At 41.9% G+C, this 19,693-nt stretch carries 19 protein-coding genes; 18 read left to right on the forward strand and 1 reads right to left on the reverse strand.

Going from position 1 to position 19,693, the window contains the following annotated elements; all coding sequences use genetic code 11:
- Window positions 1-472: 472 nt before the first annotated feature.
- From FCI53_RS19970 to glyA, 18 genes are all read left to right on the forward strand, one after another.
- The gene (locus FCI53_RS19970; protein WP_138420768.1) at window positions 473-832 is read left to right on the forward strand and encodes a response regulator; all 360 of its coding nucleotides are present in this window, start codon (window positions 473-475) and stop codon (window positions 830-832) included.
- A gap of 281 nt (window positions 833-1,113) precedes the next feature.
- The gene (fba, locus tag FCI53_RS19975) at window positions 1,114-1,968 is read left to right on the forward strand and encodes a class II fructose-1,6-bisphosphate aldolase (RefSeq protein ID WP_138420769.1); all 855 of its coding nucleotides are present in this window, start codon (window positions 1,114-1,116) and stop codon (window positions 1,966-1,968) included.
- A 623-nt stretch (window positions 1,969-2,591) separates the two neighbouring features.
- Window positions 2,592-3,878, forward strand: a complete 1,287-nt coding sequence (locus tag FCI53_RS19980) for a UDP-N-acetylglucosamine 1-carboxyvinyltransferase (protein WP_138420770.1) — start codon at window positions 2,592-2,594, stop codon at window positions 3,876-3,878.
- A gap of 592 nt (window positions 3,879-4,470) precedes the next feature.
- Window positions 4,471-5,757, forward strand: a complete 1,287-nt coding sequence (gene rho / locus FCI53_RS19985; RefSeq protein WP_138420771.1) for a transcription termination factor Rho — start codon at window positions 4,471-4,473, stop codon at window positions 5,755-5,757.
- A 184-nt stretch (window positions 5,758-5,941) separates the two neighbouring features.
- Window positions 5,942-6,187 carry a type B 50S ribosomal protein L31 gene (locus FCI53_RS19990; protein ID WP_138420772.1) on the forward strand — a complete coding sequence of 82 codons (246 nt, stop codon included), beginning with the start codon at window positions 5,942-5,944 and terminating at the stop codon, window positions 6,185-6,187.
- 362 nt (window positions 6,188-6,549) lie between these two features.
- Complete coding sequence (locus FCI53_RS19995) at window positions 6,550-7,170, forward strand: thymidine kinase (RefSeq protein ID WP_138420773.1); 621 nt, start codon at window positions 6,550-6,552, stop codon at window positions 7,168-7,170.
- A gap of 484 nt (window positions 7,171-7,654) precedes the next feature.
- Window positions 7,655-8,035, forward strand: coding sequence for a hypothetical protein (locus tag FCI53_RS20000; RefSeq protein ID WP_138420774.1), 381 nt, complete (start codon window positions 7,655-7,657; stop codon window positions 8,033-8,035).
- Window positions 8,036-8,151: 116 nt separating this feature from the next.
- The gene (gene prfA, locus FCI53_RS20005) at window positions 8,152-9,222 is read left to right on the forward strand and encodes a peptide chain release factor 1 (protein ID WP_138420775.1); all 1,071 of its coding nucleotides are present in this window, start codon (window positions 8,152-8,154) and stop codon (window positions 9,220-9,222) included.
- 1 nt (window position 9,223) lies between these two features.
- Window positions 9,224-10,087, forward strand: coding sequence for a peptide chain release factor N(5)-glutamine methyltransferase (gene prmC, locus FCI53_RS20010; protein ID WP_138420785.1), 864 nt, complete (start codon window positions 9,224-9,226; stop codon window positions 10,085-10,087).
- A gap of 852 nt (window positions 10,088-10,939) precedes the next feature.
- On the forward strand, window positions 10,940-11,575 hold the full coding sequence (gene spoIIR / locus FCI53_RS20015; RefSeq protein ID WP_138420776.1) for a stage II sporulation protein R: 636 nt from the start codon (window positions 10,940-10,942) through the stop codon (window positions 11,573-11,575).
- 90 nt (window positions 11,576-11,665) lie between these two features.
- Entirely contained in the window at window positions 11,666-12,097 is a 432-nt protein-coding gene (locus FCI53_RS20020) for a hypothetical protein (protein ID WP_138420777.1), read from the forward strand.
- A 496-nt stretch (window positions 12,098-12,593) separates the two neighbouring features.
- Window positions 12,594-13,625, forward strand: a complete 1,032-nt coding sequence (locus FCI53_RS20025) for an L-threonylcarbamoyladenylate synthase (RefSeq protein ID WP_138420786.1) — start codon at window positions 12,594-12,596, stop codon at window positions 13,623-13,625.
- 221 nt (window positions 13,626-13,846) lie between these two features.
- Window positions 13,847-14,401, forward strand: a complete 555-nt coding sequence (locus FCI53_RS20030) for a manganese efflux pump MntP (protein ID WP_138420778.1) — start codon at window positions 13,847-13,849, stop codon at window positions 14,399-14,401.
- Between the two features lie 255 nt (window positions 14,402-14,656).
- Window positions 14,657-15,271, forward strand: a complete 615-nt coding sequence (locus FCI53_RS20035; RefSeq protein ID WP_138420779.1) for a low molecular weight protein arginine phosphatase — start codon at window positions 14,657-14,659, stop codon at window positions 15,269-15,271.
- Between the two features lie 113 nt (window positions 15,272-15,384).
- On the forward strand, window positions 15,385-16,668 hold the full coding sequence (locus FCI53_RS20040) for a methyl-accepting chemotaxis protein (RefSeq protein ID WP_138420780.1): 1,284 nt from the start codon (window positions 15,385-15,387) through the stop codon (window positions 16,666-16,668).
- Window positions 16,669-16,837: 169 nt separating this feature from the next.
- Window positions 16,838-17,278 (forward strand): ribose 5-phosphate isomerase B, encoded by a 441-nt coding sequence (gene rpiB, locus FCI53_RS20045; RefSeq protein WP_138420781.1) that lies wholly within the window; start codon window positions 16,838-16,840, stop codon window positions 17,276-17,278.
- Between the two features lie 11 nt (window positions 17,279-17,289).
- Entirely contained in the window at window positions 17,290-17,856 is a 567-nt protein-coding gene (locus tag FCI53_RS20050) for a TIGR01440 family protein (protein ID WP_138420782.1), read from the forward strand.
- A 125-nt stretch (window positions 17,857-17,981) separates the two neighbouring features.
- On the forward strand, window positions 17,982-19,217 hold the full coding sequence (glyA, locus tag FCI53_RS20055; protein WP_138420783.1) for a serine hydroxymethyltransferase: 1,236 nt from the start codon (window positions 17,982-17,984) through the stop codon (window positions 19,215-19,217).
- Here glyA and FCI53_RS20060 read toward each other — a convergent pair.
- Window positions 19,206-19,693 (reverse strand): tetratricopeptide repeat protein (locus FCI53_RS20060; protein ID WP_171038258.1); only part of this gene is annotated, 488 nt, incomplete at its 5' end. The two genes, glyA and FCI53_RS20060, sit on opposite strands and share 12 nt — an antisense overlap.

Genomic DNA, 19,693 nt, shown 5'->3' on the forward strand with positions numbered 1-19,693 from the left:
ACTCAGATTCAGCTATTGGTGGTTTAGGTATTTTATCTGAAGTTAATCAGAACACCACTAATAGCGTAGGTAGAATACGTAGACTCCTCGAAAATACAAACCAATTTTCTTCGTGCGATGTATCGCTGCCGAAGCCTTCCTTGTCCTATGGGAACAGCGCGAGCCTCAGCTAACTTGGTAAAGTGGGTTTCTTTACCAAGTTAGCTGAGGCCGTGCCCATGGAAAGCGAAGTATTCTACCGAAGCGATGGTATAGCACTCAACTGAAATCTGGAAATTGAGAAACAGACATAAAGTTACGTCGGAGTTTATGTTTATTGTGACAAAAAAATAATTAAACTAAAAACTAAAAATTGTTACAAAATTGTAATCTTTTTTTAGTTTTTAGCAGGAAAATGGACATTCATCTAGAAGGTGTATTTAGATTACATAATTATTGGGGAATTAAACAACAGTGCGGAGGGATGGACAGAATGGGGAAAACAGTAATGATCGTGGATGATCAAATTGGTATCCGTTTGCTACTTGAAGAAGTAGTGAAAAGCGAAGGATATCAAGTTGAAGTTGCAGAAAATGGAAAAGAAGCATTAGATAAAATCATAAACCAATTACCAGATTTATTAATCATTGATTTTAAACTACCGATCATGGATGGTTATGCTGTTGTGCAACAGGTTGAGCAGCAGAATATTCAAATCCCGACGATCGTGATGAGTGGCCTGTCGGAAGAAGCGGCAAAAAAAATGGAAGCATTCGACATGGTCAAAGAAGTGTTTGCAAAACCGTTTGACATTGAAGAGGCTCGTGTTACGATTAACAAGTTAATAGGGTGACAAGTCTTCACAAAAAATCCATAAAAAATTTTTTTGTTTTTAAGTTTGGGTATGCTCAAAAGTGAACAAAAACCCTTTTTAATACTGTTTTTTATACATAAATGTGTGGGAAGGGCCACATACTATGCCATATATATTGGCGTCAATAGCAAAAAAATTGTCGTTTTTTGAAAAATGTAAGTTGCACCATTTGGTAGTTGTTGGTATTCTATTACTGTATCCATTCAGATGACTGGCTATAGTACTTATATTTATAATGATTTTCAAGAGGAGGAAATATAATGCCATTAGTATCAATGAAAGAAATGCTAGAAACTGCAAATGCAAAGCGTTATGCAGTTGGGCAATTTAACCTTAACAACTTGGAGTACGTACAAGCGATCCTACAAGCTGCTGAAGAAGAAAAATCTCCAGTAATTCTTGGGGTATCTGAAGGCGCTGGAAAATATATGGGTGGCTTCAATGTTGTAGTTGCAATGGTTAAAGCAACAATGGATTCACAAGGAACAACAGTACCAGTTGCAATCCATTTAGACCACGGTCAAACCTTTGAATCTTGTGCAAAAGCAATCCATGCTGGCTTCACTTCTGTTATGATCGACGCTTCTCATGATCCATTTGAAGAAAACGTTGCGACAACTTCTAAAGTAGTAGAACTAGCACACTTCCACGGCGTTTCTGTTGAAGCAGAACTTGGAACTGTTGGCGGTACAGAAGACGGTGTTACTGGTGGTATCATGTACGCTGATACGAACGAATGTAAAGAACTAGTAGATCGTACTGGCGTTGATTGTCTTGCTCCAGCTCTAGGTTCTGTACACGGTACGTACGAAGGCGAACCAAACCTAGGCTTCAAAGAAATGGAAGAAATCAATACAGTTGCTGGTGTACCACTAGTACTTCACGGTGGAACTGGTATTCCTGTAGAAGATATCCAAAAAGCAATTTCATTTGGTACATCAAAAATTAACGTAAACACTGAAAACCAAATCCAGCAAACTAAAGTAGTACGTGAAGTGTTAAATGACAACCCAGACATGATTGACCCACGTAAATACTTAGGACCTGGACGCGACGCTATTAAAGAAACAGTTATTAGCAAAATGCGCGAATTTGGTTCTTCAGGTAAAGCATAAGTCCTCCTCAAGGAGATTAGCTAACATATATAAAAGAGATACAAATCAGAGATGGTTTGTGTCTCTTTTTTGTTAGGACGCTGTTTTTGTATGAGTGTTTGCACATTTATAGCAGAATTCACCTCAAATATAGACGATTCGGGAATAAACGTGCATATTTAGTTAGAAAATCGCCCCAAACATCCACGAAAACCCTTTAACCCCATAGAAAACCATCAAAAACCATCCCAAAAACATACATTTATCCATTTTCTATACTAATCCCCCCAAAAAAAGATGATTAACTTTCGTATGAATTGGGTAAAGTGCATTAACTGCTTTATGACATAACGAAACATTTGTGCAATCAACTTGCAATAGTTAATCGGATACACGAAATATATGCACGAATAAGTGGCAAAAAGCTCCATGATTTTCCAATACGCAGCTCCTTTTTATTAAATTTTATAAACAAAGTGCAAGTGCGCCTTGTATAAGTTGCGAAAATATATAATAATGGGAAAAGAGTACATAAAATCTACAACTTATAGTGCATAATAGTAAATAAAATTGTATTGATTTGGAAAAATTGTATAAACTAAGGTTGTTCAGGATTTACCTTTAAAAGTGAGGAGTTCCAACCCATGCAAAAAATTCTCGTACAAGGGGGCAATCCTTTAAACGGAAAAGTTAGAATTAGCGGAGCAAAAAATAGTGCGGTGGCGTTACTGCCAGCGGCGATCTTAGCTGATTCTAAAGTTATCATCGAAGGATTGCCACAAATATCAGACGTTGATACATTAGGCAATTTGTTAGAAGAAATCGGAGGCGATGTGGAGTGGAAAGGACAAACCATCCATATTGACCCGGAAAATATGACGGCAATGCCGTTACCGAACGGAAAAGTGAAAAAATTACGTGCTTCCTATTATTTTATGGGAGCAATGTTAGGCCGATTTAAAAAAGCGGTGATTGGCTTACCTGGTGGATGCCATATAGGTCCGCGCCCAATTGACCAACATATTAAAGGGTTCGAAGCATTAGGCGCAAAGGTTACCAATGAACAAGGAGCAATCTACCTACGTGCCGATGAGTTACGTGGTGCCCGCATTTATTTAGATGTGGTTAGTGTTGGCGCAACGATTAATATTATGCTGGCAGCTGTTCGAGCTAAAGGAAAGACCGTTATTGAAAATGCGGCCAAAGAGCCTGAAATCATTGATGTTGCCACCTTACTTACTAGTATGGGGGCGAAAATTAAAGGGGCAGGAACAGATGTGATTCGGATCGAAGGGGTAGACGAACTAACAGGTTGTCTGCATACGATCATTCCTGACCGAATCGAAGCCGGTACCTATACGATTATGGCAGCAGCGCAGGGTGAAAAAGTGTTGATTGATAATGTGATTCCACAACACTTAGAGTCCGTGCTTGCCAAACTACGTGAAATGGGTGTGTCGATTGAAGAAGGGGAAGAGCAACTTTTAATTCAACCAGGAAAGAAACTTTCTAGTGTCGATATTAAAACACTTGTTCACCCTGGTTTTCCAACCGACTTGCAACAACCATTCACATCGTTATTAACCAAAGCGAGCGGTACAGGAGTTGTTTCTGACACGATTTATCAAGCGCGCTTTAAACACGTCGATGAATTGCGTCGCATGAATGCTCAAATTAAAGTCGAAGGTGGTTCGGCGATTGTATCTGGCCCTGTCCAATTAGAAGGTGCCAAAGTGAAGGCTAGCGACCTACGTGCCGGTGCTGCATTGATCATTGCTGGGTTAATGGCAGATGGTGTGACCGAAATAACAGGTCTTGAGCACATTGATCGTGGCTATGAGCATCTGGTCGAAAAAGTGACCAACCTTGGTGCAGATATATGGCGCGAAGAAATGACAGAAGAGGAAATTGAACAATTTCAAAATTCGTAGCAGATAATCAACATAAAATACAATCTCCTTTTCAGATTAAGTGACACAATGCAAGGGAGCCGTTATCCATCATTGATGGTTCCCTTTTTTTCATTGTGTAATTTATTGTATTTTTTTCATAAATAGTGTTGATTAATCGCAACGAAAGCGGTACTATTGAAGAGGTTTAAGAAAAGTGAATAGTGGCAAACCTATACAATGATAGATCCAAGTGTGTAAACTTCCATTCTAGCTTTATGCTTTCCTTCAAAATACTTCTTGGAAGCCCTTATCAAACACGAAACTTTTTAAGAATAAAAGAAAATTTCCTCAAGATGACATGCTTCATTCTTGGAAAGTTACGGCATCTTCCAAAAGTCTTCATAATCAGGAATTGCATTTACCCAATATTTTAGTTAATGAAAAGATGTTTAGTAAGAATGATAGAACCTACAACTACTATAATACAAATTCTATGGTTACTAGAAAGTCCATGTTAACGTAGCAAAAAAGACTTGTATTTAATAGAATGTCGGTAGATTCAAACAGCAAGGTAAACAAAACTATTCCAAAAACTGTTCGAAAATTCAAATAGGTGTGGTGAAAATTTGTTATGACTGAAGTATCAATATCTCAGTTGGAGTCGATGACTCTGAAAGACCTTTATGCAAAGGCAAAAGACTTTAAAGTATCCTATTATTCAAAACTTACCAAACGAGAACTTATATTTTCTATCTTGAAAGCTCAGGCTGAAAAAGGCGGCTACTTGTTTATGGATGGTGTACTAGAAATCATCCCGTCTGAAGGCTTTGGGTTCCTACGTCCAATCAATTACTCACCAAGTTCCGAAGATATCTACATTTCCGCTTCGCAAATCCGTCGTTTCGACTTACGCAATGGTGATAAAGTTTCCGGTAAAGTACGTCCACCGAAAGAAAATGAACGTTATTATGGCTTGTTACACGTGGATGCCGTAAATGGGGAAAATCCAGAAGCAGCCAAAGAACGTGTGTATTTTCCTGCGTTAACACCGCTTTACCCGGATCGTCACATGCAACTAGAAACGGAAACAAAGAAAATTTCAACCCGTATTATGGATATGATTACCCCGGTAGGTTTTGGTCAACGTGGTTTGATTGTGGCGCCACCAAAAGCAGGGAAAACCATGCTTCTAAAGCAGATTGCCAATAGCATTTCCAAGAACCATCCAGATACTAAATTGATTATCCTGCTCGTCGACGAGCGTCCAGAGGAAGTAACCGACATTGAACGGTCAGTACACCCTGATGTTGATGTGGTTAGTTCTACGTTTGATGAAGTACCGGAAAATCATATTAAAGTGTCAGAGCTTGTGCTAGAACGTGCGATGCGTTTGGTTGAACATAAAAAAGATGTCGTTGTATTAATGGATAGTATCACAAGACTAGCAAGAGCCTACAACCTTGTGATTCCACCAAGTGGTCGTACGTTATCAGGTGGTATCGACCCGGCAGCATTCCACCGTCCAAAACGCTTCTTTGGTGCAGCCCGTAACATTGAAGAGGGTGGAAGCTTCACGATTTTAGCAACGGCACTTGTCGATACTGGATCACGTATGGATGAAGTAATTTATGAAGAGTTCAAAGGAACAGGGAACATGGAATTACATCTGGATCGTCACTTAGCCAACCGTAGAATCTTCCCTGCCATTGATATTGTTCGTTCCAGCACACGAAAAGAAGAGTTGTTGTTGGATAAAAACCATTTAGAAACAATGTGGCTATTACGTAAGAAAATGCAGGATTCACCTGACTTCTTAGAACGTTTCTTGAAAAAATTACGCGCATCCAAAAACAATCTGGAGTTCTTCCAAAATTTAGAAGAAGAAATGAAACGAAAAGGCATGGGCCGACGAGTTTAACTAGCGATGGAAATATCTTCGCATTCACGATAAGCGATTTTAAATGAACAAGCTCTTGCAAACAAGATTTGACACTGTTATAATCTTTCTGTATGAGTCTTATGAGGAAAACCTTGCTACTTCAAGGGTAGCTCTTACAATAACTCTGTATCCGAGGGATTCAGGGCAAAAGGAGTGGAAAGACATGAAACAAGGAATTCATCCAGAATACAGAAAAGTAGTATTCTTAGATACTAGTTCTGATTACAAATTCTTGAGCGGATCTACTACATCTTCTGACGAAACAATTGAGTGGGAAGACGGGAACACATACCCATTAATCCGTGTCGAAATCAGTTCAGCTTCACACCCATTCTACACTGGTAAACAAAAAGCTGACAAAGTCGGCGGCCGTGTGGATCGCTTTAAGAAAAAATACAACCTTAGCTAATATGATAAGGTGGAGGCGACCGGTTAGGTCCGACTGGATAAGTCAAACCGCGTAAAGGCTGTGTTTTTTCAGCCTTGGAGAGGGATTGCTTATAGCAGCGAGGGCCTAGGAGCCGAAGCTGGAATATGATAAGGTTTCGTAACATTCGTATGCCCATCAGTGGGCCTAAAATGTATCGATGAAAAACAGGCAAATTGTCTATCTTTTGCCTGTTTTTTTACTTTTTAAAGTGGCTAATCATGGTGAGGAAAGAGCCACCATGTTGTGAATCGGGAGTAAATAACTATTAAAATAGATTTTATATAAATGATTATACTAATGAATAAATGAAGCTTGTAAGCAATGAAGGGAGAGACCTGCGGGTGCATATAATGAAACATAGTGGATGGGTCGAACTCATCTGTGGCAGTATGTTTTCGGGAAAGTCAGAAGAGTTAATCCGTCGTGTTCGTCGAGCTACATACGGAAACCTTTCTGTACGTGTTTTCAAGCCGGCAATCGATAGCAGGTACGCGGAAGAATCTGTTGTTTCGCATAATGGTGCATCGATTTTAGCGAGACCTGTGGATAGTGCCCAAGATATTGTAGCTAATATGGATGAAGACATTGATGTTGTCGGCATTGATGAAGTACAGTTTTTTGATGAAAAAATAATAGAGGTTGTTGATGAATTGGCCAACCTAGGCCATCGCGTAATTGTGGCAGGTTTGGATACGGATTTTCGTGGCGAGCCGTTTGGACCGATGCCAAGCTTGATGGCGTTAAGCGAGTCGGTGACAAAATTGAATGCTATCTGTCCTGTTTGTGGTTCTCCCGCGAGTCGAACCCAACGTTTAATCGATGGCAACCCCGCATCATATGACGATCCAATCATTTTGGTAGGCGCGTCCGAGTCCTATGAACCAAGATGTCGTCATCATCATGAGGTTCCAAATCGCCCCAGGCAACAAATAAATCTACGCGCATCTAGTGCAACCAAGTAAGAAAGCAAGCAAGAAAGAAGGGAAACAGTCCGATAAAGACGTTTTTCTTCTTTTTTTACATAGGTCGATTTGGCAGTAGTTAGACACAAATAACGAAACGAGGGACCATCAGCAAGCACCAAGCGGATCCTCATTCCGCTAAATCGCAAATGCGGAATGAAATAAGGGGCCAGGCGGATCGAGATTCCGCTATTCGCCCGAAAACACCCTAAAATCAATGGTGAAAAGGAAAATAACGGAATGAGAGCCCGGTTGGCCGCCAAAAAGAGTGAATTTCGATTGGATAGCGGAACGTGGGACCGCCAGCAAGCGGATCCCGTAAATCGCAAATACAGCATGAAAAAAGGGACCGCCTAATGTCATGACCCGTCGAATAACGCCCCAAACACGAGTGAAATATTATAAAGAACCTCTCATATTTAATGGGTAATTTACACAATACTGGAAATGCTAAAAGTAAATTCCTAACAATGAGGTGGAAAACGTGCACAAACTAGGTTTTGTTATCGTGTTTACTTTTAGCATGGTACTTGCTGCTTGTAATCAACAGCCATTAAGCCAGAATCAACAGGTCGAATCGACTGATATAGAATACGAGCAAATCAATCAACAAAATCCAGTAGTCTATGATGAAACAGGGGAAGAACGCAATGCCGCGTCAGATAGCCGAACGATCATCGAAGCTGCCGAACAAGTACCAAATGTGGAAGTAGATTCGGTAGAGTTCGATGGTGTGGACGCCTTGGTCACAGTGAAGGTCGATGAAACATTAAATGAAAATGAAAAGAAAACGTGGAAAGAAACGATCCAAACCACAATTGAAGCAAATATCCAGAAGTACCAAATAAGTGTCAACATTCGGTAACAACTTTCGCTGCTGACACTGAACAATGGTGGTGCTGGATGAAACTATTACCATTTTTTGACGGAGGCATTCTCCTATACTATAATTAGACTGTTAAGGAGAAAGAGGTGGAGTACGTGTTAGACAGATTACAGTCATTGGAAGCACGCTATGATAAACTAAATGAATTGTTAAGTGACCCAGAAGTGATTGGGGATCCGAAGAAGTTAAGAGAATATTCAAAAGAACAATCAGACCTGGAAGATGTTATCCAAGCATACCGAGAATATAAAGATGTTACATCCCAACTGGACGATGCCAAAGTGATGATGGAAGATAAATTGGATGATGACATGTATGAGATGGTGAAAATGGAAATCGGTGAGCTTTCGGAACAACAAGAAGAGTTGGAAGAAAGACTCCGTATCTTGTTATTACCGAAAGACCCGAATGATGATAAAGACGTTATTATGGAAATTCGCGGTGCTGCAGGTGGGGACGAAGCTGCACTATTTGCTGGCGACCTTTATCGTATGTATTCTCGTTATGCCGAAGCAGAGGGCTGGAAAATCGATGTAATGGACGCTGCCTCTACTGGTGTCGGTGGATACAAAGAAATCATCTTTATGATTAAAGGCCAAGGTGCTTATTCAAAATTAAAATTTGAAAATGGCGCTCACCGTGTGCAACGTGTACCGGAAACCGAATCTGGTGGCCGTATTCATACATCAACAGCTACCGTCGTCGTTATGCCGGAAGCGGAAGAGGTAGAAGTGGATATCCATGAAAAAGATATCCGTGTTGATACGTTTGCATCCAGCGGTCCTGGTGGGCAAAGTGTTAACACTACCATGTCAGCAGTGCGTCTAACGCACGAACCAACAGGGATTGTCGTTTCGATGCAGGACGAAAAATCACAAATCAAAAATAAAGAAAAAGCAATGAAAATTTTACGTGCCCGTATTTATGATAAGTTCCAACGAGAAGCACAAGCAGAGCATGATGAGGCAAGAAAATCTGCAGTTGGTTCAGGAGATCGTTCCGAACGAATTCGTACCTATAATTTCCCGCAAAACCGTGTGACAGATCACCGCATCGGCTTAACGATTCAAAAACTTGATCAAATTTTAGAAGGAAAGCTTTCTGAAGTGGTCGAAGCGTTAATCCTTGAAGAGCAAGCCAAGAAAATGGAGCAAATTGGTGAATAATATGAAAAATGTACGTGTCCATGAAGCCCTAAGCTGGGCTTCTCTTTTTTTACAAGAGCATAACCGTGAACAACCAGTGGCAGAAATCGTATTGATGCATCACCTAGGAATCGGCCGCACGCAATTTTTAGCGGCGCTGCGTGATCCTGTTCCTGTGGATATCTATCAAAAATTCCAGCACGATATTCGTCTGCACGCGACAACTGGTGTACCTGTTCAGCATTTAATTGGCAAGGAATCGTTTTATGGCAGAGATTTTTATGTGAATAACGATGTGCTTATTCCGAGGCCAGAAACAGAAGAGTTAGTCCATGGTGTGCTACAGTATCTTGATTCGATTCAGGAACAGGAACCTGTCCAGGTTGTGGATATCGGGACGGGAAGTGGAATTATCGCAATCAGCTTGAAGATAGAACGTCCACATCTCGATGTATCCGCAAGTGACTTGTCCACAAAGGCCCTACAGGTGGCACAAAAAAATGCCGACAGCTTAGGGGCGGATGTGACTTTTCAACAAGGGGATTTATTAGAACCATTCGTTGACCAGGGGGAAAAGTTCCAAGTGATCGTTTCCAATCCACCATATATTGCCGAGTCAGAGCGCGATCTGTTAGCGGATACAGTGAAAAATTTTGACCCTGATATGGCGTTGTTTGCAGACGACAATGGCCTTGCCGCTTATAAAAAAATAGTCCAACAATCCACGGAAATTGTGGATAAACAAGCGTTGTTAGCATTTGAGATAGGTTATCAACAAGGCGAACAAGTTCGTGATTTAATCAAAGCCGCATATCCACAAAGCAAAATTGAAGTTCGCAAAGACATCAACGGAAAAGATCGTATGGTGTTTGCTAAGATAAATTAAAGGTGGATCCTCATTATGAGGGTTCACTTTATTAATGATCAGTAAGCTGGCCCGGCAAAGTCTTAGAAAACCTCCTCCCCTCCAGTCTCACCCAATTCAAAATTTTCGCCCTTTTCTAAAAGATTGTTATTGCGCATAAGCTGTATTATGTGCAGTAACTATACTAGAATATACTTTCTAGCATTCTGATTGAAATAAGTGCGAATATATCGTTCCAGCAGAATACTACGCTTTCCATGGGCCCGGCTTCAGCTAACTTGGTAAAGAAAACGACTTTACCAAGTGGATCTTCAGCTCGTGCTGTTCCCATAGGACAAGGAATGCTACGTCAGCGTTACATCGCACGAAGAAAATTGATTTTTATTTTCGAGGAGTCTCCGTATTCTGCCTCCACTAAATTAGGTTTTCTGATTAGTGATGATGCAATACTCTATAAATTCAAAATAACGAATTTCCTGTAAGCTTGAATTGCAGCATGGCAATTATTATTAAAGGTATTTTATATAATTTTTATTAAGCAATGCACTATAAAACTTCGGAGTACAGGAAACAGCGAAGGAAATACACGGAGACTCCTACGGGAGGGAAGGCCTAGGTGAGACCCCGCAGCGAGGGACGAGCGAGGAGGCTCATCAGCCGCCCGTGGAAAGCGGAGTGTATTTCCGTAGCGCCCTATTAGCACTCATCCTTTAGAGGAAGTTGGAAGTTATGTCGCATAATACAGCAATTACGCAATTACAACCAACAACGATAGAAAAATTTGAGGAAATTAAAAAAATACTAGATTATAAGTTTAAAAGAATTCAATCCTGCCCATACTTTGGATAACAGTCATTAAGGGGGCAGGAAATCATGATTCAAAAAACAATTTTATTTGCTATTATTTTTCTTATATTTTTCACTTCTTTACCAAGTTATACTGGAAGTCAAAACGACGGTGCAAACATAGAAGAGTCTGAGTTTCAAGTCATTCCTGATGAGGCGATTCGGTTACGAATTTTAGCCAACAGTGATGGAATGCAGGATCAACAATTGAAACGTACGATTCGTGATCAAGTCAATCAAGAGATAACGAAGTGGGTTGAAGAACTTGCAAGTATAGAAGATGCTAGACAACTGATTCGCGAAAGATTAGATATTATAGAAGAAATTGTGGCGCAAACATTGGAACAGTATGGTTCAGAACAGTCTTATGAAGTTGATTATGGCAAAAACATTGAATTTCCAACAAAAGTATATGGTGATTTTATTTATCCAGCCGGAGAGTATGAAGCGATTTTAGTAACACTTGGCGAAGGAAAAGGTGCGAACTGGTGGTGCGTCCTATTTCCGCCACTATGTTTCTTAGATTTCTCCAATGGCACAAGTGTGGCGGAAGAAGATCACCAGCAAACAGAGCAACAGGATGAAGAAGACAATGAACAAGATGAGGAACAAGTAGACGTTAAATTTTTCGTATTAGACTGGTTTTCCAATTGGTTTAGCTAAATCTATCATATTTATCCCTATCATTCATAGACTATTACTAGAAACGTGATCAAACGCAACGTCTAAAAATGATAGGGGAGTGGATGACAAGTGAAATTTGTTAGCACGGCAGAATTGGATCCGAAAGTGGTCGAAGCATTTTTTGAAGATAAGTGGGATGAACTAGAGGATCGTGATCAATTAGTAAAAAACGGGTATTTTATTGAATATAATGGGGATTATAAAGGGTACTTCGCGCTCACGCCAGTAACCGACAATGCCTATTGGCTGAAAAGTCTTTATTTGAAACAAGGGGTTCCGGCGGCATTACCGCTAACGATAATTGAAACGGCGACAGCCATTACCAAACAAAAGCAAGCAGATGACATGTATGTATTTAGTCATCAACAATCATTGGATACGTTGTTAACCATGCTACAATTTGAGACACAAGAACAACCAAGCTTTGCAGATCAAGCACCAACAAAAGAAGGGACATGGTGGAAAATTACGATCCCATCCGAGCAAGCAGCAAATGAATAACCGTAGCATATAGCGCTTAGGGTGTGGCATTTCTGCAAAACCTTTTTTAAAAGCGAGAATATTCACACAGTTATCTACAGGTTGTGCATAACTATGTGGATAATAGTGGATAGCATGTGGTTAAGTTGTAAACAGTTGTGTACAGGGTGTTAATAAATAGGAAATTAGAAAAAAGTCTTTACCATTAAATGTGTTTGGTAAAGATTTTTTTGTTGTGAAAGCTTGGATTGAATAGGTTTTTGTCGAATTATAGGAGAGTAAAGTTATGCACAGTGGTGTGGATGAATCTGTGGATACAGTGGATAATTGTGGAAAACCATGTGGACTTTACATGATTGGGCACTACTGAGATAATTTTTGATAGCAATTAGCGCATGATTGTGGGTAACTGTGCTACAATCGTGTATAGCTTATCCATCCGCTTTACCTCTTCCCCTGACGGTTGAGGAAAAGTTTTGCGGGATGTGAAGACCGGATAAAGGAGAAAATCGTGATGATAGAAACGAACTATTGGCAAATCGATCAACAACAAGTCGGGCAAAGTCAAGCAATTGAACAAGCAGCGGCGCTTTTGCAACAGCAACAAGTGGTCGCGTTTCCGACGGAGACAGTTTATGGCCTCGGGGCGGATGCAACAAGCAAACAGGCTGTGGATAAAATTTTTCAGGCCAAAGGGAGACCTGCAGATAATCCGTTAATTGTTCATATTGCCAACCGAGAGCAAATTAAGGAATATGTGACATCGATTCCGGCTCACGCGGAAAAATTAATCGAAGCATTCATGCCGGGGCCTTTAACAGTTATTTTAGAACATAACGGAACAATCGCTAAAAATGTAACGGCAGGGTTATCCACAGTAGGGATTCGCATGCCTGATCACCCTGTTGCCAGACGGCTAATTGAGGTTTCGGGCTTGCCATTAGCTGCACCAAGTGCCAACCAGTCAGGAAAACCAAGCCCAACAACAGCCAAACATGTGTATGACGATTTAAATGGCCGTGTTGCTGGAATTGTGGATGGAGGCCCAACAGGAGTGGGTGTGGAATCAACGGTACTAGATTGTACACAGGATATCCCCGTTATCCTCAGACCTGGTGGCATTACAAAAGAAGAATTGGAAGAAGTGCTTGGAACTGTGATGCTTGATCCTGCGCTAGCAAAAACTGGCGACAAGCCAAGAGCACCAGGGATGAAATACACCCATTACGAGCCTGAGGCACCATTGTGGTTGGTAAAAGGAGATGCGGCCTTTTTCCAAGCAAAAATTGATCAGTACCGGGAGCAAGGCTATAAAGTCGGCGTAATGGTAAGCAAGGAATTGGCGACGCAATTACAAGCGGAAACGATTAAAGTCTGTGGATCACAGGCCGATCTTACCCAAGTGGCTGTGCAGTTGTATGATACTTTACGTGCTTTTAAAATATCAGATGTGGATATCATTTTGTGCGAAAGTTTTCCTGAACAAGGAGTTGGCCAAGCAGTGATGAACCGATTGACGAAAGCATCGTCGAGGATTGTTCGAAACTAGTGTGTGATTGGCGGGTGCGGATTGTTAATCATGTTGCGATTCCGTGAAATAATACGGAATTCCATCAAAAACAGGCTAATCCCGTAAAAAAGTAATGAATTCCGTAAAAAAAGTGATAATCCCGTAAAACCAACTAGAATTCCGTAAACACCCCTAAACGTTCATAATCCCTCCTGGCCATGCATATAGTGGAATAGCATGTCCAGAGAGGGGTTGGCGGGATGTCGTTCGTAGATCTAGGAGAAGTCGTTTCACTTTTATTTATGGCAATTGCTTTAGGAATGGATGCATTTTCCGTTGGATTGGGTATGGGAATGCGGGCATTGCGTTTAAAGCGAATTTTTTTCATCGGCTTGACGGTTGGTTTTTTCCACATCGCGATGCCGTTCATTGGGATCGCATTAGGTCGTTTTATATCCACAAAATTAGAGGGACTAGCTGTCTTGGGTGGCGGTTTACTTCTATTTGCCTTAGGTGTGCAAATGGTACTAAATTCCTTTAATAGAGAAGACAAAACAGTGATGAGCCCAATTGGTATCGGACTTATTTTATTTTCATTAAGTGTAAGTTTAGATAGTTTTTCAGTCGGACTAAGCCTTGGGATGTCAGGTGTCAAAACGGCCCTAGCCTTAATCATGTTTGGAGTAGCGAGTATGGTTTTAACATGGACAGGGCTGCTCGTTGGACGAAAAGCCCGAGGGTTCCTTGGTGTCTACAGTGAACTGCTAGGAGGAAGCATCCTCTGCGCTTTCGGATTAAATATTATTTTTGGATAGAGAATGAATGGAAAAAAGCACTCTGATTTGGTAGAGTGCTTTTTTGTTGTGTGGCAGGGATTACGAGTCTATTTTTTTTCGGATAAATTCGCAAAGTTGCGGATTATATACTAATTTTAGCGGAATAACTTAAACAGTGCCTAACGCCAGTTCAGTGAGCGCAATTCGGACAAGCTGAAAACGTACTTTCTTCTTTTGAAGAAAAGCGCCAGTGTGGTATAGTTTTGACAAAGAGATTAAAATGGAGGTTCACGGATGAAGGTTTTATTTGTTTGTACGGGGAACACATGCAGAAGTCCGATGGCGGAAGCATTATTGAAAGAACGTGCACCAAGTGTGGAAGTGAAGTCCGCCGGTATTTATGCTGGAAAAGGATCTGGTGCTTCACAAGGGACGGTTGATGCACTGCGACAGGATGGCATCCAAGTGAATCATAGCTCCCAGCCGGTATCGCCAGCATTAATCGAGTGGGCTGATTTAGTGTTAACGATGACGACGCAGCATAAGCAAGCCCTTGCCCTTCAATACCCAACCTACAATGATAAATTATTTACATTAAAGGAATACGTTTTAATGGAAGATAATGAAGTGTGGCAACAATTGAAAACAGCGTATGCCGAATTGGAAGAAAAGCGAGCTGCCTTTATCAAAGAACGGGGAAAAGAACTAGAACCAAATGAAATGGACCGTGCGTTATATGATTATTTAAGCAAGGAAATTAGTGAGATCCAAGTACTGGAAGCGCGCTTGCCAAATTATGATATCTCGGACCCATTTGGAGGAAACCTTTCCGTTTATGAAAAAACAATGAAAGAAATGAAAAAGTATATTGAACTACTAGCAAAAAAGATAGACAATAAAGATAGTTGAGCTACCCACCACTTAGCTAAAGCTGGAAGTGGGGGATTCTCGCCTAATTATTGATAAAAAGGGAAGCCACCCCCGCTTTTGGGTGAGGTGTTAAACCCTAGGGAGGAAACGAAATGGGGAAGAGGCGCTTTAATTTACGCATGAAGCTGGTCGTATTTACAACGCTATTAGCGATTGTGACGTATTCGACCAGTGCCTTGTTTATTTATGTGATTTATGATTATGTTCAAGATTTTTGGCCGATTTCGGAGATGGTATTTACGATTGTCACCTTATTATTAGGGGTCATCTGGACAGGAATACTGGCATTTTTTGCTGCGCAATTTATTACGAAACCATTAATTAAATTAGAAAAAGTGGCGAGTAATGTAGCGAAGGGGCATCTGCAACAGCAAGTGGAAATCCCAAAATCTAACGATGAAATTCGCTCGTTATCAGTAGCGATCGAGGCGATGGTAACCAATTTACGCGACATGGTAGGCAATATTGAACAAAATTTTGAGCAAACCGACCAATCGGTGCAAAAGCTAAAACAAGTCGCCTCGCAAACGGCAACACAAACGAATATGATTGGGGAAACGGTTCAACAGATTGCTGCAGGTGCAGAGAGCTCAGCATCTGCCATCCAACAAACCGCAGAATCGGTCGACCAAGCAACAACGATTGCAGGGCAAGTACAACAAGAAGCATCAACCTCACAGCAAAAAGCGCAAGATATGATCCTTGAATTAGAAAATAGCAAACAGGTTATACATAAGTTGATCACAGGGATCGAAGCTGTTGCAAAGGACCAAGAACATGCGTTAAAAGATGTGAACCAATTAGAAAACAATGCCAAGCAGGTGGAAAAGATTATTTCGATGGTTGGCGATATTTCCGAGCAAACGAACTTACTTGCTTTGAATGCATCGATTGAAGCGGCACGGGCTGGTGAACATGGCAAAGGCTTTGCTGTTGTTGCCGATGAAGTTCGGAAATTAGCGGATCAAAGTTCAGAGGCAGTACAAGGAATTGCCGATTTAGTCCATACGATGCAACAAGACGTCCGCAAAGTGGTGGAAAACATGTCAGAACAAGTGGAAGTCGTTCGGTCAGAGGCAAACACAGGCAAGGAAGCAAGCCGGGCAATGGAAAATATGGCTTCCTCCAGTGAACAAGTCGCCGCTACCATCCAATCCATCTCAGACCTTGTCCAAAAACAGACAAAAGAGATGGAAGCAACCTTAACGCAATCACAAGAAGTAGCAGGCGTCGCCCAACAAACATCTGCAGGCACCCAACAAGTAAGTGCCACCGTCCAAGAACAAACAGCACTAACAGACGAACTAGAACAACTAGCAACCGTCCTACAAGAACAAGCCCAAACACTAAACAAACAAATCAAACAATTTAACTAAAGTGGAACAAGAGTTTCGGTGGGACAAGGGGACAGGTCCAGTGTCCCACTTTATCTGGGACAGAGGGACAGGTCCCGTGTCCCGCCCGCCGTCAACGCATGGACTGGGGGCTGGGACAAGTGCCCTGTCCCCATGTCCCACTATAATTCATAATGAGGGAGATAGTGTAATGAAGGTTATTTTAGCGTCGGATCATGGTGGAGTGAATCTTCGTACGGAGATTGCCAATGTATTAAAAGAGATGAATATTGAATTTGAGGATGCTGGCTGTGATTGTGAGGATTCTGTTGATTATCCGGATTTTGGAATTCCAGCGGCAGAGCGTGTGGCAAGCGGCGAATTTGACCGTGGTATTTTAATTTGTGGAACAGGTATTGGGATGTCGATTGCCGCAAACAAAGTAAAAGGTATTCGTGCAGCGCTTGTGCATGACGTGTTTAGCGCGATTGCAACAAGACAACACAATGACTCGAACATGATTACAATGGGAGAACGTGTGATTGGACCAGGACTTGCAACAGAAATTGTGAAAGCATGGTTAGGCGAAGAATTCCAAGGTGGCCGTCATGCTAACCGTATCGGCAAAGTGTCAGAATACGAGAACAAATAGGAGATGGTAGTGTGGAGCAGCTAAAACAACAACTGTCAGCCATAACCGACGAATGGGTGGAGGCTGGATATTTAACCGAGGGAAATCTTTTTGTGGTTGGATGTTCAACAAGTGAAATAGCTGGTGAACGTATTGGTACGTCAGGTAGTGAAGAAATTGCTGCCATTCTATTTGATCAAATGAAAAAATTGCAACTAAAAACCGATGTGCAGCTCGCGTTTCAATGTTGTGAGCACCTTAACCGCGCCCTTGTCGTGGAAAAACAAACAATGGAGCGGTACCGCTTAGAACAAGTATCGGTTATTCCGGTTCCGAAAGCAGGCGGCTCGATGGCGAGTTTTGCCTATAAACAGTTTGCCGATCCAGTCGTGGTTGAATCGATTCAAGCAGATGCGGGCATCGATATCGGCGAGACAATGATTGGTATGCATCTTAAACACGTAGCCGTTCCGGTGAGATTGCGACAGCGTTATGCTGGACATGCGCGTGTCAATGCTGCTCGCACCCGTCCAAAACTAATTGGCGGCCAACGTGCAGTCTATACACGAGATAAAATGCCTGGGCCGGCATGTGATTAAACCGCAAATGGATGGTTGCTAATTCCGAACGAAATGTGTTTATTAAAGTGTAATGTTCGTAAAAATGTGGTACAATGATGTTGGTTTAAATTGGTATAAGTTAAAATTCACAGGGGGGCAAAACAATGGAACATGTGAAACAGAAAGATGTAGAACTTTTTCAAGCAATGGAAGATGAGCGCAAACGTCAAAATGACAAAATCGAATTAATTGCATCGGAAAACTTTGTGTCTGAAGCGGTGATGGAGGCGCAAGGGTCTGTATTGACGAATAAATATGCGGAAGGCTATCCTGGTCGCCGTTACTACGGTGGTTGTGAATATGTCGATGTGGCAGAAAATCTTGCGCGCGATCGTGCCAAGCAATTGTTTGGGGCAGATCATGCCAACGTCCAACCACACTCTGGTGCCCAAGCAAACATGGCTGTTTATTTTACCGTGCTAGAACCTGGTGACACGGTGCTTGGTATGAATTTGAACCATGGTGGTCACTTAACCCATGGTAGCCCAGTTAACTTCAGTGGGACGCTTTACAATTTTGAAGAATATGGCGTTGATCAAGAAACAGAACAACTGGATTATGATGCAGTGTTGGAAAAAGCGAAACAAGTAAAACCGAAACTAATTGTTGCTGGTGCAAGTGCCTATCCTCGTTCAATTGACTTTAAAAAATTCCGTGAGATTGCCGACGAGGTTGGCGCCTATTTAATGGTTGACATGGCGCATATTGCTGGATTGGTTGCAAAAGGGCTACATCCTGATCCGGTTCCACATGCCCACTTTGTCACGACCACAACGCATAAAACATTGCGCGGCCCGCGTGGTGGTATGATTTTGTGCCAAGGAGAATTCGCCAAAAAGATCGACAAATCGGTATTCCCGGGCATGCAAGGTGGTCCATTAATGCATGTGATTGCATCAAAAGCGATGGCATTCAAAGAAGCACTTAGTGATGATTTTAAAGTATACGGCGAAAACATCATCGCCAATGCCAAACGCTTTGGTGAGGCACTGCAATCAGAAGGTGTTCGTCTTGTGTCAGGTGGAACAGAAAACCACTTATTATTACTAGATGTTAGCGCGCTTGGCCTAACAGGAAAAGTTGCCGAAAAAGCATTGGATGACATTGGCATCACAACCAACAAAAATACGATTCCATTTGATACAGAAAGTCCATTTGTCACAAGCGGAATCCGTGTCGGTACTGCTGCTGTAACGACTCGTGGCTTTGGCCCAGAAGAAATGGAAGAAGTGGCATCAATTATTGCCTTCACCCTGAAAAATCACGAAGACGAAGCAAAATTACAACAAGCAAAAGATCGCGTGAAAGCATTAACGGATCGTTTTCCGTTATATCAATAAAAAGTAACCCAAGCCTGGAGCAATCCAGGCTTTTTGTATGGAGCTGAAACGGTGTTTTGCTTGCTGGCTAGGCATACGCGTAAGTTTTAGCTGGATGCGGGTAAGTTCTGAGCGGATGCGCGCAAGTCCAAGGTAGATGCGCGCAAGTTCAAGGTAGATGCGCGCAAGTTCAGGGTGGATGCGCGCAAGTTCAGTGTAGATGCGCGCAAGTCCAAGGTAGATACGCGCAAGTTCAGGGTGGATGCGCGCAAGTCCAGGGTGGATGCGCGCAAGTCCAGTGTAGATGCGCGCAAGTTCAAGAGAGATACGCGCAAGTCCAAGGTAGATGCGCGCAAGTCCAAGGTAGATGCGCGCAAGTCCGAGGTAGATGCGCGCAAGTTCAAGGGAGATACGCGCAAGTTCAAGGTAGATGCGCGCAAGTCCAGTGTAGATGCGCGCAAGTCCAGGGCAGATACGCGGGACCGGAAGAGCACAGG

This window comes from Aquibacillus sediminis (assembly GCF_005870085.1).
Taxonomy (GTDB): domain Bacteria; phylum Bacillota; class Bacilli; order Bacillales; family Amphibacillaceae; genus Aquibacillus_E; species Aquibacillus_E sediminis.